General features: G+C 65.6%; 16 protein-coding genes. 12 read left to right on the top strand and 4 right to left on the bottom strand.

Annotation, left to right across the window (positions count from 1 at the left end; translation table 11 throughout):
* Positions 1–292 precede the first annotated feature (292 nt).
* From mnmE to rpmH, 4 genes are all read right to left on the bottom strand, one after another.
* Positions 293–1,660 (bottom strand): tRNA uridine-5-carboxymethylaminomethyl(34) synthesis GTPase MnmE, encoded by a 1,368-nt coding sequence (mnmE, locus tag EX88_RS0121535; RefSeq protein WP_031374047.1) that lies wholly within the window; start codon positions 1,658–1,660, stop codon positions 293–295.
* A gap of 246 nt (positions 1,661–1,906) precedes the next feature.
* Entirely contained in the window at positions 1,907–3,628 is a 1,722-nt protein-coding gene (gene yidC / locus EX88_RS0121530; RefSeq protein WP_031374046.1) for a membrane protein insertase YidC, read from the bottom strand.
* Between the two features lie 15 nt (positions 3,629–3,643).
* Positions 3,644–4,078, bottom strand: coding sequence for a ribonuclease P protein component (gene rnpA, locus EX88_RS0121525; RefSeq protein WP_031374045.1), 435 nt, complete (start codon positions 4,076–4,078; stop codon positions 3,644–3,646).
* 53 nt (positions 4,079–4,131) lie between these two features.
* Entirely contained in the window at positions 4,132–4,272 is a 141-nt protein-coding gene (gene rpmH, locus EX88_RS0121520) for a 50S ribosomal protein L34 (protein ID WP_031374044.1), read from the bottom strand.
* A gap of 310 nt (positions 4,273–4,582) precedes the next feature.
* Between rpmH and dnaA the strand changes: the two genes are divergently transcribed.
* The 12 genes from dnaA to EX88_RS0121460 all read left to right on the top strand — a co-directional run bounded on the left by dnaA (position 4,583) and on the right by EX88_RS0121460 (position 18,029).
* Positions 4,583–5,917, top strand: coding sequence for a chromosomal replication initiator protein DnaA (dnaA, locus tag EX88_RS0121515; protein WP_031374043.1), 1,335 nt, complete (start codon positions 4,583–4,585; stop codon positions 5,915–5,917).
* Between the two features lie 511 nt (positions 5,918–6,428).
* Positions 6,429–7,529, top strand: a complete 1,101-nt coding sequence (dnaN, locus tag EX88_RS0121510) for a DNA polymerase III subunit beta (RefSeq protein ID WP_031374042.1) — start codon at positions 6,429–6,431, stop codon at positions 7,527–7,529.
* A 138-nt stretch (positions 7,530–7,667) separates the two neighbouring features.
* Positions 7,668–8,765, top strand: coding sequence for a DNA replication/repair protein RecF (gene recF / locus EX88_RS0121505; RefSeq protein ID WP_031374041.1), 1,098 nt, complete (start codon positions 7,668–7,670; stop codon positions 8,763–8,765).
* A gap of 619 nt (positions 8,766–9,384) precedes the next feature.
* Positions 9,385–11,853: a DNA topoisomerase (ATP-hydrolyzing) subunit B gene (gyrB, locus tag EX88_RS0121500; protein ID WP_031374040.1), complete on the top strand. Its 2,469-nt coding sequence runs from the start codon at positions 9,385–9,387 to the stop codon at positions 11,851–11,853.
* Between the two features lie 132 nt (positions 11,854–11,985).
* Complete coding sequence (locus EX88_RS0121495; protein ID WP_152566406.1) at positions 11,986–12,705, top strand: CPBP family intramembrane glutamic endopeptidase; 720 nt, start codon at positions 11,986–11,988, stop codon at positions 12,703–12,705.
* Between the two features lie 67 nt (positions 12,706–12,772).
* A complete protein-coding gene (locus EX88_RS0121490; RefSeq protein ID WP_031374038.1) occupies positions 12,773–13,576 on the top strand; it encodes a M48 family metallopeptidase in 804 nt (267 codons plus the stop codon).
* A 136-nt stretch (positions 13,577–13,712) separates the two neighbouring features.
* A complete protein-coding gene (locus EX88_RS0121485) occupies positions 13,713–14,930 on the top strand; it encodes a tetratricopeptide repeat protein (protein ID WP_031374037.1) in 1,218 nt (405 codons plus the stop codon).
* A 146-nt stretch (positions 14,931–15,076) separates the two neighbouring features.
* Positions 15,077–15,757, top strand: a complete 681-nt coding sequence (locus EX88_RS0121480; protein WP_036149770.1) for an energy transducer TonB — start codon at positions 15,077–15,079, stop codon at positions 15,755–15,757.
* Positions 15,758–15,847: 90 nt separating this feature from the next.
* Positions 15,848–16,597, top strand: a complete 750-nt coding sequence (locus EX88_RS0121475) for a MotA/TolQ/ExbB proton channel family protein (protein ID WP_031374035.1) — start codon at positions 15,848–15,850, stop codon at positions 16,595–16,597.
* A gap of 42 nt (positions 16,598–16,639) precedes the next feature.
* The gene (locus EX88_RS0121470; protein ID WP_031374034.1) at positions 16,640–17,053 is read left to right on the top strand and encodes an ExbD/TolR family protein; all 414 of its coding nucleotides are present in this window, start codon (positions 16,640–16,642) and stop codon (positions 17,051–17,053) included.
* Between the two features lie 15 nt (positions 17,054–17,068).
* The gene (locus EX88_RS0121465; RefSeq protein ID WP_031374033.1) at positions 17,069–17,482 is read left to right on the top strand and encodes an ExbD/TolR family protein; all 414 of its coding nucleotides are present in this window, start codon (positions 17,069–17,071) and stop codon (positions 17,480–17,482) included.
* Between the two features lie 142 nt (positions 17,483–17,624).
* Positions 17,625–18,029, top strand: coding sequence for an ExbD/TolR family protein (locus tag EX88_RS0121460; protein ID WP_036149768.1), 405 nt, complete (start codon positions 17,625–17,627; stop codon positions 18,027–18,029).
* Positions 18,030–18,381 lie beyond the last annotated feature (352 nt).

Here is an 18,381-nt window from a genome sequence, read left to right as displayed (position 1 = left end):
TTCTTTTGGGCTTAGCAAAAGAAAGTAACCCGGCCGCGTCAGCGGACGGAAGCTCTAGATGTTGCTTCAACGCTTTGCGGTAAGAAATACAGCACCGGCCAGTTTCGCGGTCGCGACTTGCGTCGCTCCTACCCCTTGCGGCTCCGAGAGCGACGAGGCGGGATCGAGGCAATGCGGTCGCGGCTTGTGACCGAAGGAAATCCAGTAGGACGCCGCTCCTCCCCTGGAGCGATGGAAAGCGACGACGAGAACTCAAGCAACGCGATCGGCGGCGACCGGTTCCATGCGCACGCTACTTGCCGATACAAAAACTCGAGAAGATATGCCCCAGCAGATCATCGGCGCGCACCCGCCCGGTGATTTCGCCGAGCGCCTCGTGCGCCTGCCGCAAGGCCTCCGCGGCCAGGTCGAGTATCTCGTGATCGAGCTGCACGCGCGCATCGTCGAGCTCTTCGCGTGCGCGAAGCAAGGCGTCGACATGACGCGCGCGCGCGGTGAAGGCGCCTTCGGAGGATTCGGCGGCGTCGCCCTGCGCCATGGCGCGCAGGCGCGCATGCAGGCCGTCGAGCCCGGCGCCGCTGCGGGCGGAGACGAATACACGGTCTTCGCCGCCGATATCGACCGGCGTCGGCGAGCCGTAGTCGGATTCGATCAGGTCGATCTTGTTGTAGACGTACAATCGCGCCGGCACTTCGGCGATCGCCTCGGCGACCGCCTGCAGGCCGGTTTCGGGATCGCTGGCGTCGAGCACCACGATGGCCAAGTCGGCGCGACCGAGTTCGCCGCGCGCGCGGCGCATGCCTTCGCGCTCGATCGCATCGCCGCCGTCGCGCAGGCCGGCGGTGTCGACCAGGGTCAGTTCGACGCCGTCGAGCTTGACCGTCTCGTGCAGCAGGTCGCGGGTGGTGCCGGCGATGTCGGTGACGATGGCGCGGTCGCTGCCGGCCAGCGCGTTCAATAAGGAGCTCTTGCCGGCGTTCGGCGGGCCGACGATCACCGCATGCAGGCCATCGCGCAGACGGCGGCCGCGTTCGGCGGCGGCGAGCAGGTCGTCGAGTTTCGCTGAGGCGGCAGCGAAGCGCGCGAGCAGCGCCGAGCCGCCCAGGGTGTCGAGCGGTTCGTCGGCGAAGTCGATCGCGGCTTCGACGTGGACGCGGATGGCGAGCAGATCGCCGGCCAAGGCCTCGACCCGGCGCGAGAACTCGCCGTCGAGGGCGCGCCGTGCGGCACGCGCGGCGCGGCCATCGGCCGCGGCGATCAGGTCGGCCACCGCTTCGGCCTGGGCGAGGTCGAGGCGGCCTTCGAGAAACGCGCGTTCGCTGAATTCGCCGGGGCGCGCGCGCCGCGCGCCGAGGGCGCAGGTGCGTGCGAGCAGGGTTTCGAGCAAGGCCGGGCCGCCGTGCGCCTGCAGTTCGACCACGTCTTCGCCGGTGTAGCTGGCCGGCGCGGCGAAGTACAGGGCGATGCCGTCGTCGATGGTCTCGTCGCGCTCGTCGCGGAAGCGTACGTAATGCGCATGGCGCGGCCGCAGCGCGCGCGCCGCGACGGTCTCGGCGATCGCCAGCGAACGCGGACCGGACAGGCGGACGATGCCGACCCCGCCGGCGCCGGGCGCGGTCGCGATGGCGGCGATGGTGTCGCGGGCGGGGGCGTCGGTCATGGGCGACATGATAGTGGTCCCTCCGTCGTCGTCGCGAAAGTAACGCGGTCCGGCTTGTAGGAGCGGCGTCCTACTGGGATACGCCTGTCGCTGCGATGAGCTTGCGCCGGCCTTTGCGGGGCCGCACCCGCGGCTTGTGACCGAAGGAAATCCAGTAGGACGCGGTTGCTCCCCGGCACACCCCACAAACACGAAGCCCGCCTCGCGGCGGGCTTCGTCGATCGGTTCAGGACGCGAACCGGATCGTCATTCCTTGCCGGTCGCCGGCGTCGCTTCGGCGTAGCGCTTGGTGGTCAGGTACTGCTGCAGCAGGCCGAGGCCGCCGTTGGCCACTTGGTACAGCACCAGGCCGGCCGGCAGGAAGGCCAGGATCACGCCGAAGATCAGCGGCATGAACTGCATCATCTTCGCCTGAGCCGGGTCCATGCCGGTCATCGGCGTGAGCTTCTGGGTCGCCCACATGATCGCGATGTTGATCAGCGGCAGCACGAAGAAGGGATCGCGCGCGGTCAGATCCTGGACCCAGCCGAACCACGGCGCATGACGCAGCTCGACCGACTCGGCGAGCATCCAGTACAAGGTCATGAAGATGATCATCTGCGGCAGCAGCGGCAGGCAGCCGCCGACCGGATTGATCTTCTCCTTCTTGTACAGCTCCATCAGCGCCATCTGAAACTTCTGCTTGTCGTCGCCGTAACGCTCCTTGAGCTGGGCGACGCGCGGCTGGAACTTGCGCATCTTCGCCGCCGACTTGTACTGCGCCGCCGACAGCGGGTACAGGGCGAGCTTGAGCAGCACCACCAGGCCGACGATGGCCCAGCCCCAGTTGCCGAACAGGTTGTGCATTTTCTCCAACAGCCAGAACAGGCCGTTGGCGAGGGTCGCGAAGATGCTGTAGCTGCTGAAGTCGACGGCGCGGTCGAGGCCGGCGACGTCCTGGGCTTCGATCGCCTTGACCAGCTTCGGGCCGACCCACAGACGCGCTTCCGTCACGGCCTTGGCGCCCGGGGCGACGTTGACGCCGGGGCCCATGTCGCGGATCAGGTACTGCGGCGCGGCGCCGGCGCTGAGTTCTTCGAGCGAGAACTGGCCCGCGTCCTTCGCGCCCGGGATCCAGGCGGCGAAGAAGTGGTGCTGCAGCATCGCGATCCAGCCGCCGTTGACCTGCTTGTCGAGCTTGCCGTCGTCGCTGAAGTCCTCGAACTTGCGCTTCTCGTACTTGTCGGTCGGGCTGTACCACGCCGCGCCCTGGAAGCTGTACTGCTCGGGGCTGAAGGGCCCCTTGTGGGCGAGCTCGCGCGGCACCCGGCTGAGCTGGCGGTAGACGTAGCCCTGCCACGGCGAGGTGCTGGCGTTGACGACTTCGTCGCGCACGCGCACGGCGTAGTCGCCGCGGCGGAAGGTGTAAGTGCGCTGGATGCTGACGCCGTTCGGGCCGGTCCAGCTGAACGGCACGGCGAGCTCGTTGACGCCCGCGGCCAGGACCAGGTTGCGCTGGTCGCCGGCGTAGCGGAAACCCGACTCGTGGGTCGGCGCGGCGTTGCCCTGGCTGACCCAACCGCTCTGGGCGACGAAGTACAGGGTCGAGTCGCTCGCCAGCAAACGCATCGGCGGGCTGTTCGGCTCGGAGGTCATCGGGTACTTGAGCAGGTCGGCTTCGCTGAGCTCGCCCCCGCGCAGGTTGACCTTGAGCACGTCGGTGGTCACCACGACCAGGGCCTCGCCGGCGGTGGCGCCGGCGGTGGTCACCGTCGAGGCGGGGGCCGGGGTGTTCGGCACCGCGGCGGTGTTCGGAGCGCCCGGCACGCCGGCGGCAACCGCGGGCGCCGCCGTGGGCACGCTGCTGGCCGGTGCGACGGCGGCCGCAATCGGAGCCGGCGGCGCCGACTTCTCCTTGCCCCACTCCATCCACAACAAAGTCGCCACCATCAGCCAGGCGAGGATCAGAAAAGCACGGGTCTGGTTCATGGGCAGCAGGCAGGCTCAGCCGGGACCGGGGTCCGGCAGGGGGTCGGAGAGGGAAGCGGCCGGCATTGTGCCGGGCGCAGGAGTCAGGGGCAATGCAGGCGCAGGCCGGGTACCGGCGCGCTTGAGCAGACTGTGGAAAGCGGTGCGGAGTTCCTCGCCGCTGCAGCGCGAGGCCCCAGGGCGGGCGACGATCACATAGTCACCCGGCGCCAGTTCGTCCCGGGCATGGCGGAAGGCGTCGCGCAACACGCGCTTGATGCGGTTGCGGCCGACCGCATGCGGATCGACCTTGCGCGACACGGCCAGACCCAGTCGCGGGGCGACGGCCTGATCGGCTTGGAAATGCAAAGCAAGCACGGGCAGCGCCACGCGCCGACCATGCTTGAAAATTCGATCGAAGTCGGAGCGCGCGCGTACCCGCGCGGTGCGCGGGAAGCGGGTCGAATTCATCGTATGCGTACGGCCGCGCGACGCTGGGTCAGCGCAGGCGGCCGAATCGACGCTTAGGCGCAGAGACGCTTGCGGCCCTTGGCGCGACGACGGGCGAGAATCTTGCGGCCGTCGGCGGTCGCCATGCGGGCACGGAAACCGTGGTCGCGCTTGCGCTTGAGGTTGCTGGGCTGGTAGGTGCGCTTGGTGGCCATGATCCGGCTCGATGTAACGACGTAATAGGACCGCCGATTCTAGAGGTCGCCCAGAGTCCGGGTCAAGCCCTTGTTTACTTTGACGTTTGGACCGGCCCATCGACGGCGCCGTCGTGCGCGTTGGCGCGACGCGCGCAGCCTGTGCATGAACCTGTGGATTAGTCCTGTTCCGGACTGGGTCCCGATGGTAGTCTGACCGACCCCCGGCCCTGTCCGCCACGATGTTCGCATCGTGCGCTCGGCCGCTTTCGTCCGCTGCGCCGCCAGGCCTGCCGACCGAGTCAGTTACGCATAAGAAGACGCATTACAGATGGAAGCCTGGCCCCGCTGCCTCGAACGCCTCGAAGCCGAATTTCCGGTCGAGGATGTACATACCTGGTTGAAACCGCTGCAGGCGACGCGACGCGACGACGTCACCGTGCTGTATGCGCCGAACGCGTTCGTGGTCGAACACGTGCGCGAACGTTACCTGGGCCGTATTCGCGAGTTGCTGTCGTATTTCGCCGGCAGCGGCGAGGTCAGCCTCGAGATCGGTTCGCTGCCGCGGGCGGTGCCGGCAGTGGCGCGCGAATCGGAGATCGCGGTCAGCGCGCCGCGTCCGGTCGCGCCGCCCGAGCCGTTCCAGGGCAACCTCGACAATCACTACACCTTCGACAACTTCGTCGAAGGCCGCAGCAACCAGCTCGGCCGCGCCGCGGCCTGGCAGGCGGCGCAGAAACCCGGCGAACGCGCCCACAACCCGTTGCTGCTGTACGGCGGCACCGGCCTGGGCAAGACCCATCTGATGTTCGCCGCCGGCAACGCCATGCGCGACGCCAATCCCGCGATGCGGGTGATGTACCTGCGTTCGGAGCAGTTTTTCAGCGCGATGATGAAGGCGCTGCAGGACAAGACCATGGATGCGTTCAAGCGTCAGTTCCAGCGCGTCGACGCGCTGCTGATCGACGACATCCAGTTCTTCGCCGGCAAGGACCGTACCCAGGAAGAGTTCTTCCACACCTTCAATGCGCTGTTCGACGGCAAGCAGCAGATCATCCTGACCTGCGATCGCTATCCGCGCGAAGTCGAAGGCCTGGAGCCGCGGCTGAAGTCGCGCCTGGCCTGGGGCTTGTCGGTCGCGATCGAGCCGCCGGACTTCGAGACCCGCGCCCAGATCGTGATCTCCAAGGCCAAGGAACGCGGCGCCGCGGTGCCCGAGGAAGTCGCCTTCCTGCTGGCCAAGAAGATGCGCTCGAACGTGCGCGACCTGGAAGGCGCGCTCAACACGCTGACCGCCCGCGCCAACTTCACCGGCCGCGCGATCACCACCGAGTTCGCCCAGGAAACCCTGCGCGATCTGCTGCGTGCGCAGCAGCAGGCGATCGGCATCCCCAACATCCAGAAGACCGTGGCAGACTACTACGGCCTTCAGATCAAGGACTTGTTGTCGAAACGGCGTACGCGCTCGCTCGCTCGTCCACGTCAGGTCGCCATGGCGCTGACCAAGGAACTGACCGAGCACTCGTTGCCGGAGATCGGCGATGCCTTCGCCGGTCGCGACCACACGACCGTGTTGCATGCCTGCCGGCAGATCCGCACCTTGATGGAAACCGACGGCAAGCTGCGTGAGGATTGGGACAAGTTGATTCGCAAGCTCAGTGAGTGAGGCCGCCCGGACCGCATCCGCGGTCCGCGCTCACCCGATGGGAACGCAACACCGCTCGATGGCGTCGTCGTAAACCGCGAGAGTTCGGTGCCGACGTTCGTGGTCCGGATGCCCGTCATCCGCCTCGTTCGCCGAAACCGGAACCCTGCCAGGCGGATGCCTGCCTGGAACGCTTGAGTTGTCGCCGCCGCCACCGCTTGCAAGACGGTCCGCGCTGCGACGAGACACAAGGTAATCGGTAAGTGTTTGTTGCGAAAGGCATAACTCGGGGGATGAAAGTCGTACAAACTGTGGACAAGTCAGTGGCCGCCAATCGGCGCCCTTTTTATCCACAGGATGTACCGTATGCCCAGGGCCAGTTCTACCCGCTTTTGAAGTACCGAAAACCGATTGTAAATCAATTGCTTAAATGACTTCTCCAGCGTTTTTCGCTACACCATCACCACCAAGCTTTTGATTTATACATCTCTTTAGTAATGGGCTTAGGCCCACCGACGGGCAAGGGGTCCGCATGCGTTTCAGCCTGCAACGCGAAGTCTTTCTCAAGCCGTTGGCCCAAGTGGTCAACGTCGTCGAACGCCGGCAGACCTTGCCGGTCCTGGCCAACCTGCTCGTGCAGGTCAAGGACGGGCAGCTCTCGCTGACCGGTACCGATCTCGAAGTCGAAATGATTTCGCGGGTCGCGGTCGACGATGCGAAGGACGGCGAAACCACGATTCCGGCACGCAAGCTGTTCGAGATCATTCGAGCGCTTCCGGACGGCAGCAAGGTCACCGTTTCGCAGACGGCGGAGAAGGTCACGGTCCAGGCAGGACGGTCGCGCTTTACGCTCGCCAGCCTGCCGGCCAACGACTTCCCGTCGATCGACGAAGTCGAAGCCACCGAACGAGTTCGGGTACCGGAAGCCGCCCTCAAGGAGCTGATCGAACGCACCGCGTTCGCGATGGCCCAGCAGGACGTGCGCTATTACCTCAACGGCCTGTTGTTCGACCTGCGCGAGAACAGCCTGCGTTGCGTCGCCACCGACGGACACCGCCTCGCCCTGTGCGAAGCGCCGTACGAAGGCAATGCGCAGACCAAGCGCCAGATCATCGTGCCGCGCAAGGGCGTGCAGGAATTGCAGCGTCTGCTCGAAGGCGGCGATCGCGAAGTCGAGCTCGAGATGGGCCGCGGCCACATCCGGGTGAAGCGCGACGATGTCACCTTCACCAGCAAGCTCATCGACGGCCGTTTCCCGGATTACGAAGCGGTGATCCCGATCGGCGCTGATCGCGAGGTCAAGATCGAGCGCGAAATCCTGCGTGCGTCCCTGCAGCGTGCGGCGATTCTGTCGAACGAGAAGTACCGCGGCGTGCGCATCGAGGTCTCGCCGGGCCAGCTCAAGATCAGCGCGCATAACCCGGAACAGGAAGAAGCGCAGGAAGAAGTCGAAGCCGACACCAAGGTCGATGACCTGGCGGTGGGCTTCAACGTCAACTATCTGCTCGATGCCCTGACCGCATTGCGCGACGAGCACGTGATCCTGGCGCTGCGCGACGCGAACTCCTCGGCCCTGGTGCGCGAGGCTTCGAACGAACGTTGCCGCCATGTCGTGATGCCGCTGCGCCTGTAACGGCAAGCGCAGCGAAACCGGGCCAACCGCCCGGTTCCACGTGGAACATCACACGCCCGGCCAGTCCGGGCGTGTCCGTTTGTGGCTTTCGGATCGCCTGCCCGACTGCCGGCCCTCCCCTTCTGCGATCATCTGCCGATGCATGTCACCCGTCTGGAAGCCCGTGGATTCAGGCGTTTCGCCGAAGTCAGCCTGCTGCCGGCTCCCGGAATCAACCTGATTACCGGCGAGAACGGTGCGGGCAAGACCAGCCTGCTCGAAGCCCTGCACCTGATGGCTTACGGCCGCAGTTTCCGGGGCCGCGTGCGCGATGGCCTGATCCGGGCCGGCGACCCCGCGCTCGAGGTCTTCGTCGAATGGCAGGAGGCGCGGCGCGAGCAGCGCCGCAAGGCCGGACTGCGCCACAGCGGCCAGGAATGGGTCGGCCGCCTCGATGGCGCCTCGGTGTCCCAGCTCGGGGAACTGTGCGCGGCCTTGGCCGTGGTCAGTTTCGAGCCCGGCAGCCATTCCCTGATCACCGGAGCCGGCGAGATCCGCCGCCGCTACCTCGATTGGGGGTTGTTCCACGTGGAACCTGACTTCACTCCGCTATGGCGGCGCTATACCCGGGCATTGAAGCAGCGCAACGCCCTGCTCAAGGCGCGGGCCCGCGACGGCCAGCTCGATGCCTGGGACCACGAGCTTGCCGAGGCCGGCGAGCCCCTGACCCGGCGCCGCCACCAGTACCTCGACGAACTGCAGCCGAAGTTTTCGGCCCTGGCCGCCGAACTGGCGCCGGGGCTCGGCGCGGTGCGCCTGGATTACCTGCCGGGCTGGCGCCGCGACGAGTTTCCGCTCGCCGATGCCCTGCTGCTGGCCCGCGAACGCGACCAACTGGCCGGCTACACCTCGGTCGGGCCGCACCGGGCCGACTGGCGTATCGCCTTCGGCGGCCTACCCGGCCGCGAGGCTTTGTCGCGGGGCCAAGCCAAGCTCACCGCCTTGTGCGCCCTGCTCGCCCAGGCCGAGCACCATGCCGCGATCCGCGGCGAATGGCCGGTGGTGGCCCTGGACGACCTTGCCTCCGAGCTGGACCGGAATCATCAGCAACGGGTGCTGGAACGCCTGCTGGCGTCGAAGGCCCAGGTTTTCATCACCGGCACCGATCCGCCGCCGGCCCTGGCCTCGATGCAGGTCGAACTGACCAGGTTCCACGTGGAACATGGATTGCTCGGCGAGCTGCCGCAGTCGGGCTGAGCCACGGCGCTCGAAACGCCCCGAGAATCCCTATCAGGAGTCGGCGGATCGAGGCCTTCGACACAGAGGGCTCGTGGTTTCGGGCGACCGGGGCTTCGACCGCGCTGGCCCGGAAGTCCGGTGATTGAGGTGCGGCCTTGCTCGCGGCTGCCCGGAGCCGGTCGTGCAACCATCGGCCGCTTCGCGTGGCCCCAGCCGAGAATGCTGCCACTTGCGGGGGAGCGGGCCTCCTGTTCCCGACGGCCGCCCTCGCCCAACAAGGTCCGCCGAGCTAATACCGTGGCAGCGAAGCCGCTAACGACAAGCCTTGAGCGGCGCCAAAGCCGGTCCAGGACCCAAAACCTTCGTTTCAACCCATGTTCCACGTGAAACATGGGCCTCATCTCCCGCGCCGGCTTTAAAAACCCCGGCTTCGCCACCATCTCAGAGGCCTGGACGGCGCTGTAAGCGCCTCGGAGCCCGTTCCAGGGACGAGCGCCACCCACCCGGCGCTCCGGCGCCGCGTCCGTCGTAGCGCGGGGCCGTACGCCCCGCCTGCTATACTTCGATCACTTCTTTACTGTGTCTCGACGCGTCCGGCGCCCTCGCCGGCAGCGCGTCGTCGGAGCCTGTTGACGCAATGACCAACACCGAGCACGACCCCTCGCAAGATCCGACCTCCGCCCCGGCCCCGCAATCGCAGACCTACGACTCCAGCAAGATCACCGTCTTGCGCGGTCTCGAGGCCGTGCGCAAGCGCCCGGGCATGTACATCGGCGACGTCCATGACGGCACCGGCCTGCACCACATGGTCTTCGAGGTTGTCGACAACGCCATCGACGAAGCGCTGGCGGGTCATGCCGACGATGTGATCGTCACCTTGCACGAAGACGGTTCGGTTTCCTGCTACGACAACGGTCGCGGCATTCCGGTCGACATCCACAAGGAAGAAGGCGTGTCCGCGGCCGAGGTGATCCTCACCGTGCTGCATGCCGGCGGCAAGTTCGACGACAACAGCTACAAGGTGTCCGGCGGTCTGCACGGCGTCGGCGTGTCGGTGGTCAACGCCCTGTCCGAGCACCTGTGGCTGAACATCTGGCGCGACGGTCACCAGTACCAGCAGGAATACGCCCTCGGCGAGCCGATCTACCCGCTCAAGCAGCTCGAGGCCTCGAGCAAGCGCGGCACCCTGCTGCGCTTCAAGCCGGCCGTGGAGATCTTCACCGACGTCGAATTCCACTACGACATCCTTGCCAAGCGCCTGCGCGAGCTGTCGTTCCTGAATTCCGGGGTCAAGATCACCCTGGTCGACGAGCGCGGCGAAGGCCGCCGCGACCTGTTCCAGTACGAGGGCGGCATCCGTTCCTTCGTCGAGCATCTGGCCCAACTCAAGACGCCGCTGCACCCGAACGTGATCTCGGTGTCGGGCGAACAGAACGGAATCACCGTCGACGTGGCGCTGCAGTGGACCGACTCCTACCAGGAGACGATGTTCTGCTTCACCAACAATATTCCGCAGAAGGACGGCGGCACCCACCTGATCGGGTTCCGCGCCGCCCTTACCCGCACCCTGACCAACTACATCGAACAGAGCGGCCTGGCCAAGCAGGCCAAGATCGCCCTGTCGGGCGACGACATGCGCGAAGGCATGATCGCGGTGCTGTCGGTCAAGGTGCCGGACCCGAGCTTTTCCTCGCAGACCAAGGAAAAACTGGTCAGTTCCGAGGTCCGCCCGGTCGTTGAGAGCACGTTCGGTGCACGTTTGGAGGAGTTCCTGCAGGAACACCCCAACGAGGCCCGTGCCATCACCGGCAAGATCATCGACGCCGCCCGCGCCCGCGAAGCCGCGCGCAAGGCGCGCGACCTGACCCGCCGCAAGGGCGCGCTCGACATCGCCGGCCTGCCCGGCAAGCTCGCCGACTGCCAGGAGAAGGACCCGGCGCTCAGCGAACTGTTCATCGTCGAGGGCGACTCCGCAGGCGGCTCGGCCAAGCAGGGCCGCAACCGCAAGACCCAGGCGATCCTCCCGCTCAAGGGCAAGATCCTCAACGTCGAGCGCGCGCGTTTCGACCGCATGCTCGGCAGCGCCGAAGTCGGCACCCTGATCACCGCGCTCGGCACCGGCATCGGCAAGGACGAGTACAACCCGGACAAGCTGCGCTATCACCGCATCATCCTGATGACCGACGCCGACGTCGACGGCTCGCACATCCGCACCTTGCTGCTGACGTTCTTCTATCGGCAGATGCCCGAGCTGATCGAGCGCGGCCACATCTACATCGGCCTGCCGCCGCTGTACAAGATCAAGCAGGGCAAGAACGAGCTCTACCTCAAGGACGATGCCGCGCTCGACGCTTACCTCGCCGGCAACGCGGTCGAAGGCGCCGGGCTGATTCCGGCCGCCGGCGAACCGCCGATCGAAGGCGCGGCGCTGGAGAAGTTGCTGCTGGCTTACGCCAGTGCGCGCGAAACCATCGCCCGCAACGCGCATCGCTACGATCCGAACGTGCTGCAGGCGCTGATCGATTTCACCCCGCTCGACACCGCGCATCTGCTGGCCAATGTCGACGAGCGCCACGAACTCGACCTGCTCGAAAAGCGTCTCAACCAGACCGGCCTGGGCAAGCCGCGTTACGCGCTGGAACTGCATCCGGCCAACGAAACCCGCCAGGCCGCATTGCTGGTCACGCGCAATCACATGGGCCAGCAGCTGATCCAGGTGTTGCCGTTGTCGGCGTTCGAAGGCGGCGAGTTGCGTTCGCTGCGCGAAGCGGCGTCGATGCTGCACGGCCTGGTGCGCGAAGGCGCGCAGATCGTGCGCGGCAACCGCGCGCAGGCGGTCACCAGCTTCGCCCAGGCCCAGGCCTGGTTGCTCGAAGAAGCCAAAAAAGGCCGCGCTATCCAGCGATTCAAGGGTCTGGGCGAAATGAACCCCGAGCAGCTGTGGGACACCACGGTCAATCCGGAAACGCGTCGCCTGCTGCAGGTGCGCATCGAAGACGCCGTCGCCGCCGATCAGATCTTCAGCACCTTGATGGGCGATGTGGTCGAACCGCGCCGCGAGTTCATCGAAGACAATGCGCTGAAGGTGGCCAATCTCGACGTCTGATCCGGCGGCGTCTGATCCGGTTGCGGATCCGATCCCCGCGTCGTCGCCCTCGCCGGCGACGACGCGCCGCGGCCGGTTGCGGATCCGATCCCCGCGTCGTCGCCCTCGCCGGCGACGACGCGCCGCGGATGGTTGGGCAGCGTCGCCGGATTCGCGATCGACTTGCTGCTGTCGGTGGTGTTGCTCGCCGCGTTCGTCATGATCGGCGGTGTGCTGTGGGGACTGTTGCAAGGCTTGCGCGGCGTCCCGGTCGAAATGGACGCCGGCTCCGATGCGATGATCGCGATCACCCTGGTCGGCACCGGCCTGGGCGCATTGACGGTTTATCTTTTGCGTCGCCGGGCGACGCGCGAGGAATACGCCGCCTCGTGGCGCGCCCTGTGGCGAAAATCGACCTGGCTCGCGATCCTGGTGGCCCTGCTCGCGACCACCGGTTTCAGCATGCTGGTCGGCCTGCTCGCGCAGCAGCTGCAGGTCGAGATGACGCCCAGCAACCTGGTGCTCAGCGAAGCGGTCGCCAAACATCCGTTTCTGTTGCTGATCTTCGCCGTGCTGATCGCGCCGGCCTACGAAGAATTGCTGTTCCGGCGGGTGCTGTTCGGCCGACTGTGGGCCGCGGGGCGGCCCGGGCTCGGCCTGGCGCTGAGCTCGATCGCCTTCGCACTGGTCCATGAGCCGCCCGGGCTCGGCGCCAGCCAGGGCTGGAACATGCTGATGCTGTGGGCGGTGTACGCCTTCATGGGCGCGGTCTTCGCCGCCACCTACCGGCGCACCGGTACCCTGTGGGCGGCCTTTGCGGTGCATGCGCTCAACAACCTGGTGGCAGGTACGGCGCTTTTTGCAAGCCTTTGAGGCACCCTCGTTGACGAAGTATTAATCCAGGCGGCGCTACAAAGTTAGTTCGTTCTGGGGAATCGTCATGAAACGCATCCTGTTTGCGCTTTCGGTCGCCGCCGTGGTGACCGCCTGCGCCACCACGACTTCGCCGACCGGGCGTACCCAGCACATCGGTGCGGTGTCGCAGGAGCAGCTCAACCTGATGGGCGCCAAGGCCTTCGAGGAGGCCAAGAGCAAGCAGCGCCTGAGCACCGACCCGCGCCAGAATGCCTACGTGCGCTGCGTGGTCAACTCGATTACCCAGCAACTGCCGCAAGGCTGGCAGGCGAACTGGGATGTGGCCCTGTTCGCCGACAATTCGCCGAATGCCTTCGCCCTTCCGGGCGGCAAGGTCGGCGTCAACACCGGCATTTTCACGGTCGCCAAGAACCAGGACCAGCTCGCGGCGGTGATCGCCCACGAGATCGGCCACGTGGTCTCGCGCCATCACGACGAACGCATCACCCGGCAAATGAGCGCCCAGGTCGGCCTGGGCATCCTCGGCAGCCTGGTCGGCTCGCGCTACGGCGAGGGGGCGGTCAACGCCACCAACCAGCTCGGCGGCGCGGCCCTGCAGACGGCGTTCTTGCTGCCGGGCTCGCGCACCCAGGAAAGCGAGGCCGACGTGGTCGGCCAACGGCTGATGGCGCAGGCCGGCTACGACCCGCGCCAGGCCGTGAACCTGTGGCAGAACATGATCGCCGCGAGCGCTTCGCGGCCCCCGCAATGGCTCTCTACCCACCCCGACCCGCAATCGCGCATCCAGGAGCTGAACGCTCGCGCCGGGGCCTTGATTCCCACCTTCGAGCAGGCCCGCGCCTCCGGCCGTACGCCGAAGTGTGGATGAAATCCAGGTGAAAATGGCTGTGTTAACCCGTATCGCGCGGCCCCAAGTTTCTGTTAGCGTGACGGCCCCTTGGCCTTGCGCCGTTCCGCCACAAGGCCACCCGCCTGCGGCCGCTGAGTCTCTCTGAGGTGAGTACATGAACAAGCAACCCACCCGCCGTAGCACCCTGCTGGCCGCCGCGATGGGCGTGACGCTGGTCTTCGGCGCAGTCTCCCAGGTCAACGCGCAGAGCATGGCCGAGCGCAATGCGCAGCGCCGCGCCAACAAGGAAAGCAGCAAGGGCAGCACCACCAAGGCCGAAAACCAGTTCCCGAACGCGACGCGCACCGCGCCCGACGCGAAGGCTTCGTCGAAGGGCGGCGCCAAGCTGCAGAAGATGATGGAGTTCTACGACAAGGAAAAGGCTGCCGAAGCCCGCGCCGTCGCCGACGAAATCATCGCCAACACCGCCTTCAACGCTTACGAGCGTTCGTTCGCCGCGCAGATCGGCGCCCAGCTCGCCTACGACGGCGACGACAGCAAGGCCGCGATCGCCTATCTCAAGCAAGCGCTGGAATTCAACGGCCTCGACAACAACGGCCATTTCGGCGCGATGTTCATGATGGCCCAGCTGCAGCTGCAGGAAGACCAGTACGCCGATTCGCTGGCGACGGCCGATCGCTTCCTGGCGGAAACCAAGAGCACCAAGCCCGAGCACCTGATCGTGCGCGGCAACGCCTTGTACCGTCTGGAGCGTTATCCGGACGCCGCCAAGGCGATCAAGCAAGCCATCGACGCCTCGCCCGAGCCGAAGGTCGAATGGCAGCAATTGCTGATGGCCAGCTACATTGAGAACAATCAGGGTGCCGACGCGGCCAAGATCGCCGAGGCGATCGCCGCCAAGACCCCGAACGACAAGCGCGCCCAGATGAATGTCGCCGCGGTGTACTCGCAGGCCGACATGCTCGACAAGGCCGCCGTCGTGCTGGAAAAGGTCCGCGCCGCCGGTCAGTTCACCGAAGACAAGGACTACCGCCAGCTCTACGCCACCTATCTGAATCTGGATGGCAAAGAGAAGGAAGCGGCCGGCGTGATCACCGAGGGCCTCGAGAAGGGCGTCCTCAAGCCGGACTACCAGGCCTACGTGGCGCTGGCCCAGTCCTATTACTTCTCCGATCAGACTGCGAAGTCGATCGACGCGTACAAGAAAGCGGCTCCTCTCGCACCGGATGGTGAGACGTACCTGAATCTCGCCCGTGTTCTGTGGCAAGAGGATCGCATTCCCGAGGCAAAGGAAGCCGCCAAGCAGGCGATAGCGAAGGGCGTTAAAAAGCCCGACGACGCCAACAAGATTCTCGCGCTGAAAGGCAAGTAATTCAGCAAAGAGATGCCCAACCGCGCTTGGAACCTGTGACGCGGTTTGGTATATGCTAGGAGGTTCCCGCGACTGGAAACGGTTGCAGGAACCGAACGATGGCCCGAGGCGCCCTGGCGTCCGGAAACACCTCCCGAGCTGACGGCATGACGCAAGACCTCGAACTCCAAGTTAGGAAAGATGACAACGACCGCGAAGGGTTGAACTGGGCACGTATTGCCGGTATCACCTGCGCGATCGCTGTGCATGCCGCGGCGCTCCTGTTGTTGCTGGCCCCAATGACGCCACCTGCCCAGCAGCAGGACGAAGAGCAGGTGACGATGGTCAACATCATCAAGCCTCCGCCGCCGCCCCCGCCGCCGCCGCCGCCGCCGCCGGAACCGCCCAAGGAGCTCAAGCAGCCTCCGAAGGAATTGTCCCCGCCGCGACCGACCCCGACTCCCCCGCCGCCGGACCAGCCGCCGGTCGAGAATCTGGACCCCAGTCCGATCGACCCGCCTGCGCCGCCGCCGGCTCCGCCTGCGCCGCCGACGGCCGCCAGCGACATCGGCTCCAGCGTCGATCCGTCCTCGCGTCGCCTGAATCCGCCGAAGTACCCGCCGACCGAAGCCCGTCAGGGCGTAGGCGGTACCGTAGTCCTGGTCATCAGCATCGACGCCCAGGGCAACGTCATGGACGTGCAGGTCGAAAAATCCAGCCGTAACCGCAATCTGGATCGCGCGGCCATGGACGCTGCCCGCAAGTGGCGCTTCAACCCTGAAGTGCGCAACGGTCAACCGGTCGCCAGCCGCGTCCGCGTTCCCGTCGATTTCGTCCCGCCGACCTGATCGGGGTCGGCGCGACTGTTGTCCCGCCTGATGAACACCGCTACTTCGTAATACCTTCTTTCCTTTCCACGACATTCAAAGGTAAGCGTCATGCTGCAGCAAACCACCACCGCCGCCGCCGGAGGCTCCAACGCTGAAGCGCTTCAGCAGATGAGCTTTTCGCATCTGTTGCAGAACTTCGACCTCGTCGGCTGGATCGTGTTCATCACGCTCACGCTGATGTCGGTTCTGTCGGTCTACTGGATCGTCATCAATTTCGTTAAGAATCTGCGCCTGCGCGGCTCTTCCGACCGCGTCGTCAGCACGTTCTGGGAAACCCCGAACGCCCAGGACGCGATCCGCTACATGGAAGAACAGTCGCGCAGCGAACCGTTCTCCAAGATCGCCCTCGACGCCGCCCAGGCCGCCGCTCACCACCAGCGCCACGAAGGTTCGCGTCTGGTCGAGTCGCTGAACCGCTCGGAGTTCGTCGATCGCGCCCTGCGTCAGGCCGTGACCCGCGAGAGCTCGCGTCTGGAAGCCGGTCTGACCGTGCTCGCCACCGTCGGCTCGACCGCTCCGTTCGTCGGTCTGCTCGGTACGGTCTGGGGCATCTACCACGCCCTGCTCCGCCTCGGCGCCAGCGGCGAGTCCTCGATCCAGGCCGTTGCCGGCCCGGTGGGCGAAGCGCTGATCATGACCGCGATCGGTCTGTTCGTCGCGATCCCGGCCGTGCTCGCCTACAACTTCTTCGTGCGTCTGAACCGTGTCACGAACAACAAGTTCGACACCTTCGCCCACGACCTGCACGACTTCTTCGCCACCGGCTCGCGCGTCGGCGAACTGTCGAACAAGCGCTAATCAACACTGACGCCTCTCATTTAGCGTAGTTGGAGTTCGGACATGGCCTTCAGTACAGGCAACGACAACGGCCCGATGGCCACCATCAACGTCACGCCCCTCGTGGACGTGATGCTGGTGCTGCTGATCATCTTCATGATCACCGCGCCGCTGATGACCCATAAGGTCGAAATCAAGCTGCCCGAAGCCACTCTCACCAAGACGGAGGAGCCGCCCAAGACTCCGCCGATCACCTTGGCGATCCAGGAGAGCGGCTCGCTGTATTGGAACGACGAGCCGATCACCCGCGACCAGCTGGAGAGCCGTCTTTCGGTTGAAGCGCAGAAGACCCCGCAGCCGCAGATCAACGTCCGCGGCGACCGCACCACGAAGTACCGCGTGGTCAATGAAGTGGTGACCATTGCGCAGAGGCAGGGCATGCGCAAGGTCGGCTTCATCGCGATCAAAGAACGTTAATCGGAGACCGAGCACATGGCTTTCAGCAACAACTCCGATAGCGGCGCGATCTCCGACATCAACGTGACCCCGCTGGTCGACGTGCTGTTGGTGCTGCTGATCATCTTCATGGTCACGGCGCCCACGGTGTCTTACCCGATCGACGTCAACCTGCCGCAACCGACGTTGAACCCGCCGCCCCAGACGCAGGAGCCGCCGCCGCCGATCGCGCTGCGGATCGATTCGACTGGCCAGGTGTTCTGGAACGACAACCCGACGCCGCTGCAGGCGATCCCGGGGATGATGAAGGAAACGGTTCAACGCGATCCCACCAATCAACCTCTGCTAGAAATCGACACCAACGAAGACGCCGAATACGGCATCCTCGCCAAGGTGCTGGCTTACGCCAAAAACGCAGACATGAAAAAGATCGGTTTCGTCCAGAAGTAATTCTTGCGAAACCGACGCTTACCGTCGTGAGAACGCCGCCCACCGGGCGGCGTTTTTTTATGCGCGATCGCCGCCTCTTGCGCGACGAACTGTGACGGGCTTAACGTGAAGCCGGGCGTCCCGCCCCAGGATGGAGGTGCTTATGGCCGGCTCCGCTTACTCCGTTTCCGCGTACCGCAACGACGAGGTCGTCGCTGAAATCAACGTCACGCCCCTGGTCGATGTGCTGTTGGTGTTGTTGATCATCTTCATGGTCACCGCGCCGGTCCTGACCGGGCAATTGAACCTGAGCCTGCCCGTTTCCCGCGACAAGCCGGTGCCGGTGGCGCCCAAGGCGATGCTGATCGTCGAGCAGGACGGAAGCTTCGAGCTCGACGGCCGCAGTCTGTCCGCAACCGAGTTGCCGGCCGCATTGAAGGCGCTGGCGGTGGCCTCGCCCGACACCGTGCTCGAGGTTGGTGCGAACGCCGATGCCGATTACCAGGGATTCACCCACGCGATTTCGGCCGCGCGCGACAGCGGTTTGAGCAATATCTCGACGCGTTGAGGAAGGTCCGCCTGCGTTGAGCGTTCGTATCGACCACGATGGGACGGCCGCCTGCGAGGGCGGCCGTTTTCGTTGGCGTCGCGTCGTGACTGCGTTATTTCGGTCCTGCGCCTGCAACGGCGCTAACCTTCTGCAGGAGTGGCGTGAGCCGCGGCCAAGGGATTCGCAGAGGTGACAATGCCGTTGTCGCTCGTCGAAACGGCGTACTTTCGCAGGGTAGGAGCGGCGTCCTACTGGATTTCCTTCGGTCACAAGCCGCGACCGCGATGTGATGGTCTTGTGGCGCGTCTATCAAAAGCAAAGCTTCCGTCCGCTAACGCGGCCGGGTTACTTTCTTTTGCTAAGCCCAAAA

This window comes from Lysobacter antibioticus (genome assembly GCF_000731095.1).
Classification (GTDB): domain Bacteria; phylum Pseudomonadota; class Gammaproteobacteria; order Xanthomonadales; family Xanthomonadaceae; genus Lysobacter; species Lysobacter antibioticus_B.
This window is presented reverse-complemented; position numbering and strand designations above follow the sequence as displayed.

Coding starts and splice junctions, on each gene's coding strand:
- mnmE (WP_031374047.1), bottom strand. CDS start 1,660: ATGACCGACGCCCCCGCCCGCGACACCATCGCCGCCATCGCGACCGCG.
- yidC (WP_031374046.1), bottom strand. CDS start 3,628: ATGAACCAGACCCGTGCTTTTCTGATCCTCGCCTGGCTGATGGTGGCG.
- rnpA (WP_031374045.1), bottom strand. CDS start 4,078: ATGAATTCGACCCGCTTCCCGCGCACCGCGCGGGTACGCGCGCGCTCC.
- rpmH (WP_031374044.1), bottom strand. CDS start 4,272: ATGGCCACCAAGCGCACCTACCAGCCCAGCAACCTCAAGCGCAAGCGC.
- dnaA (WP_031374043.1), top strand. CDS start 4,583: ATGGAAGCCTGGCCCCGCTGCCTCGAACGCCTCGAAGCCGAATTTCCG.
- dnaN (WP_031374042.1), top strand. CDS start 6,429: ATGCGTTTCAGCCTGCAACGCGAAGTCTTTCTCAAGCCGTTGGCCCAA.
- recF (WP_031374041.1), top strand. CDS start 7,668: ATGCATGTCACCCGTCTGGAAGCCCGTGGATTCAGGCGTTTCGCCGAA.
- gyrB (WP_031374040.1), top strand. CDS start 9,385: ATGACCAACACCGAGCACGACCCCTCGCAAGATCCGACCTCCGCCCCG.
- EX88_RS0121490 (WP_031374038.1), top strand. CDS start 12,773: ATGAAACGCATCCTGTTTGCGCTTTCGGTCGCCGCCGTGGTGACCGCC.
- EX88_RS0121485 (WP_031374037.1), top strand. CDS start 13,713: ATGAACAAGCAACCCACCCGCCGTAGCACCCTGCTGGCCGCCGCGATG.
- EX88_RS0121480 (WP_036149770.1), top strand. CDS start 15,077: ATGACGCAAGACCTCGAACTCCAAGTTAGGAAAGATGACAACGACCGC.
- EX88_RS0121475 (WP_031374035.1), top strand. CDS start 15,848: ATGCTGCAGCAAACCACCACCGCCGCCGCCGGAGGCTCCAACGCTGAA.
- EX88_RS0121470 (WP_031374034.1), top strand. CDS start 16,640: ATGGCCTTCAGTACAGGCAACGACAACGGCCCGATGGCCACCATCAAC.
- EX88_RS0121465 (WP_031374033.1), top strand. CDS start 17,069: ATGGCTTTCAGCAACAACTCCGATAGCGGCGCGATCTCCGACATCAAC.
- EX88_RS0121460 (WP_036149768.1), top strand. CDS start 17,625: ATGGCCGGCTCCGCTTACTCCGTTTCCGCGTACCGCAACGACGAGGTC.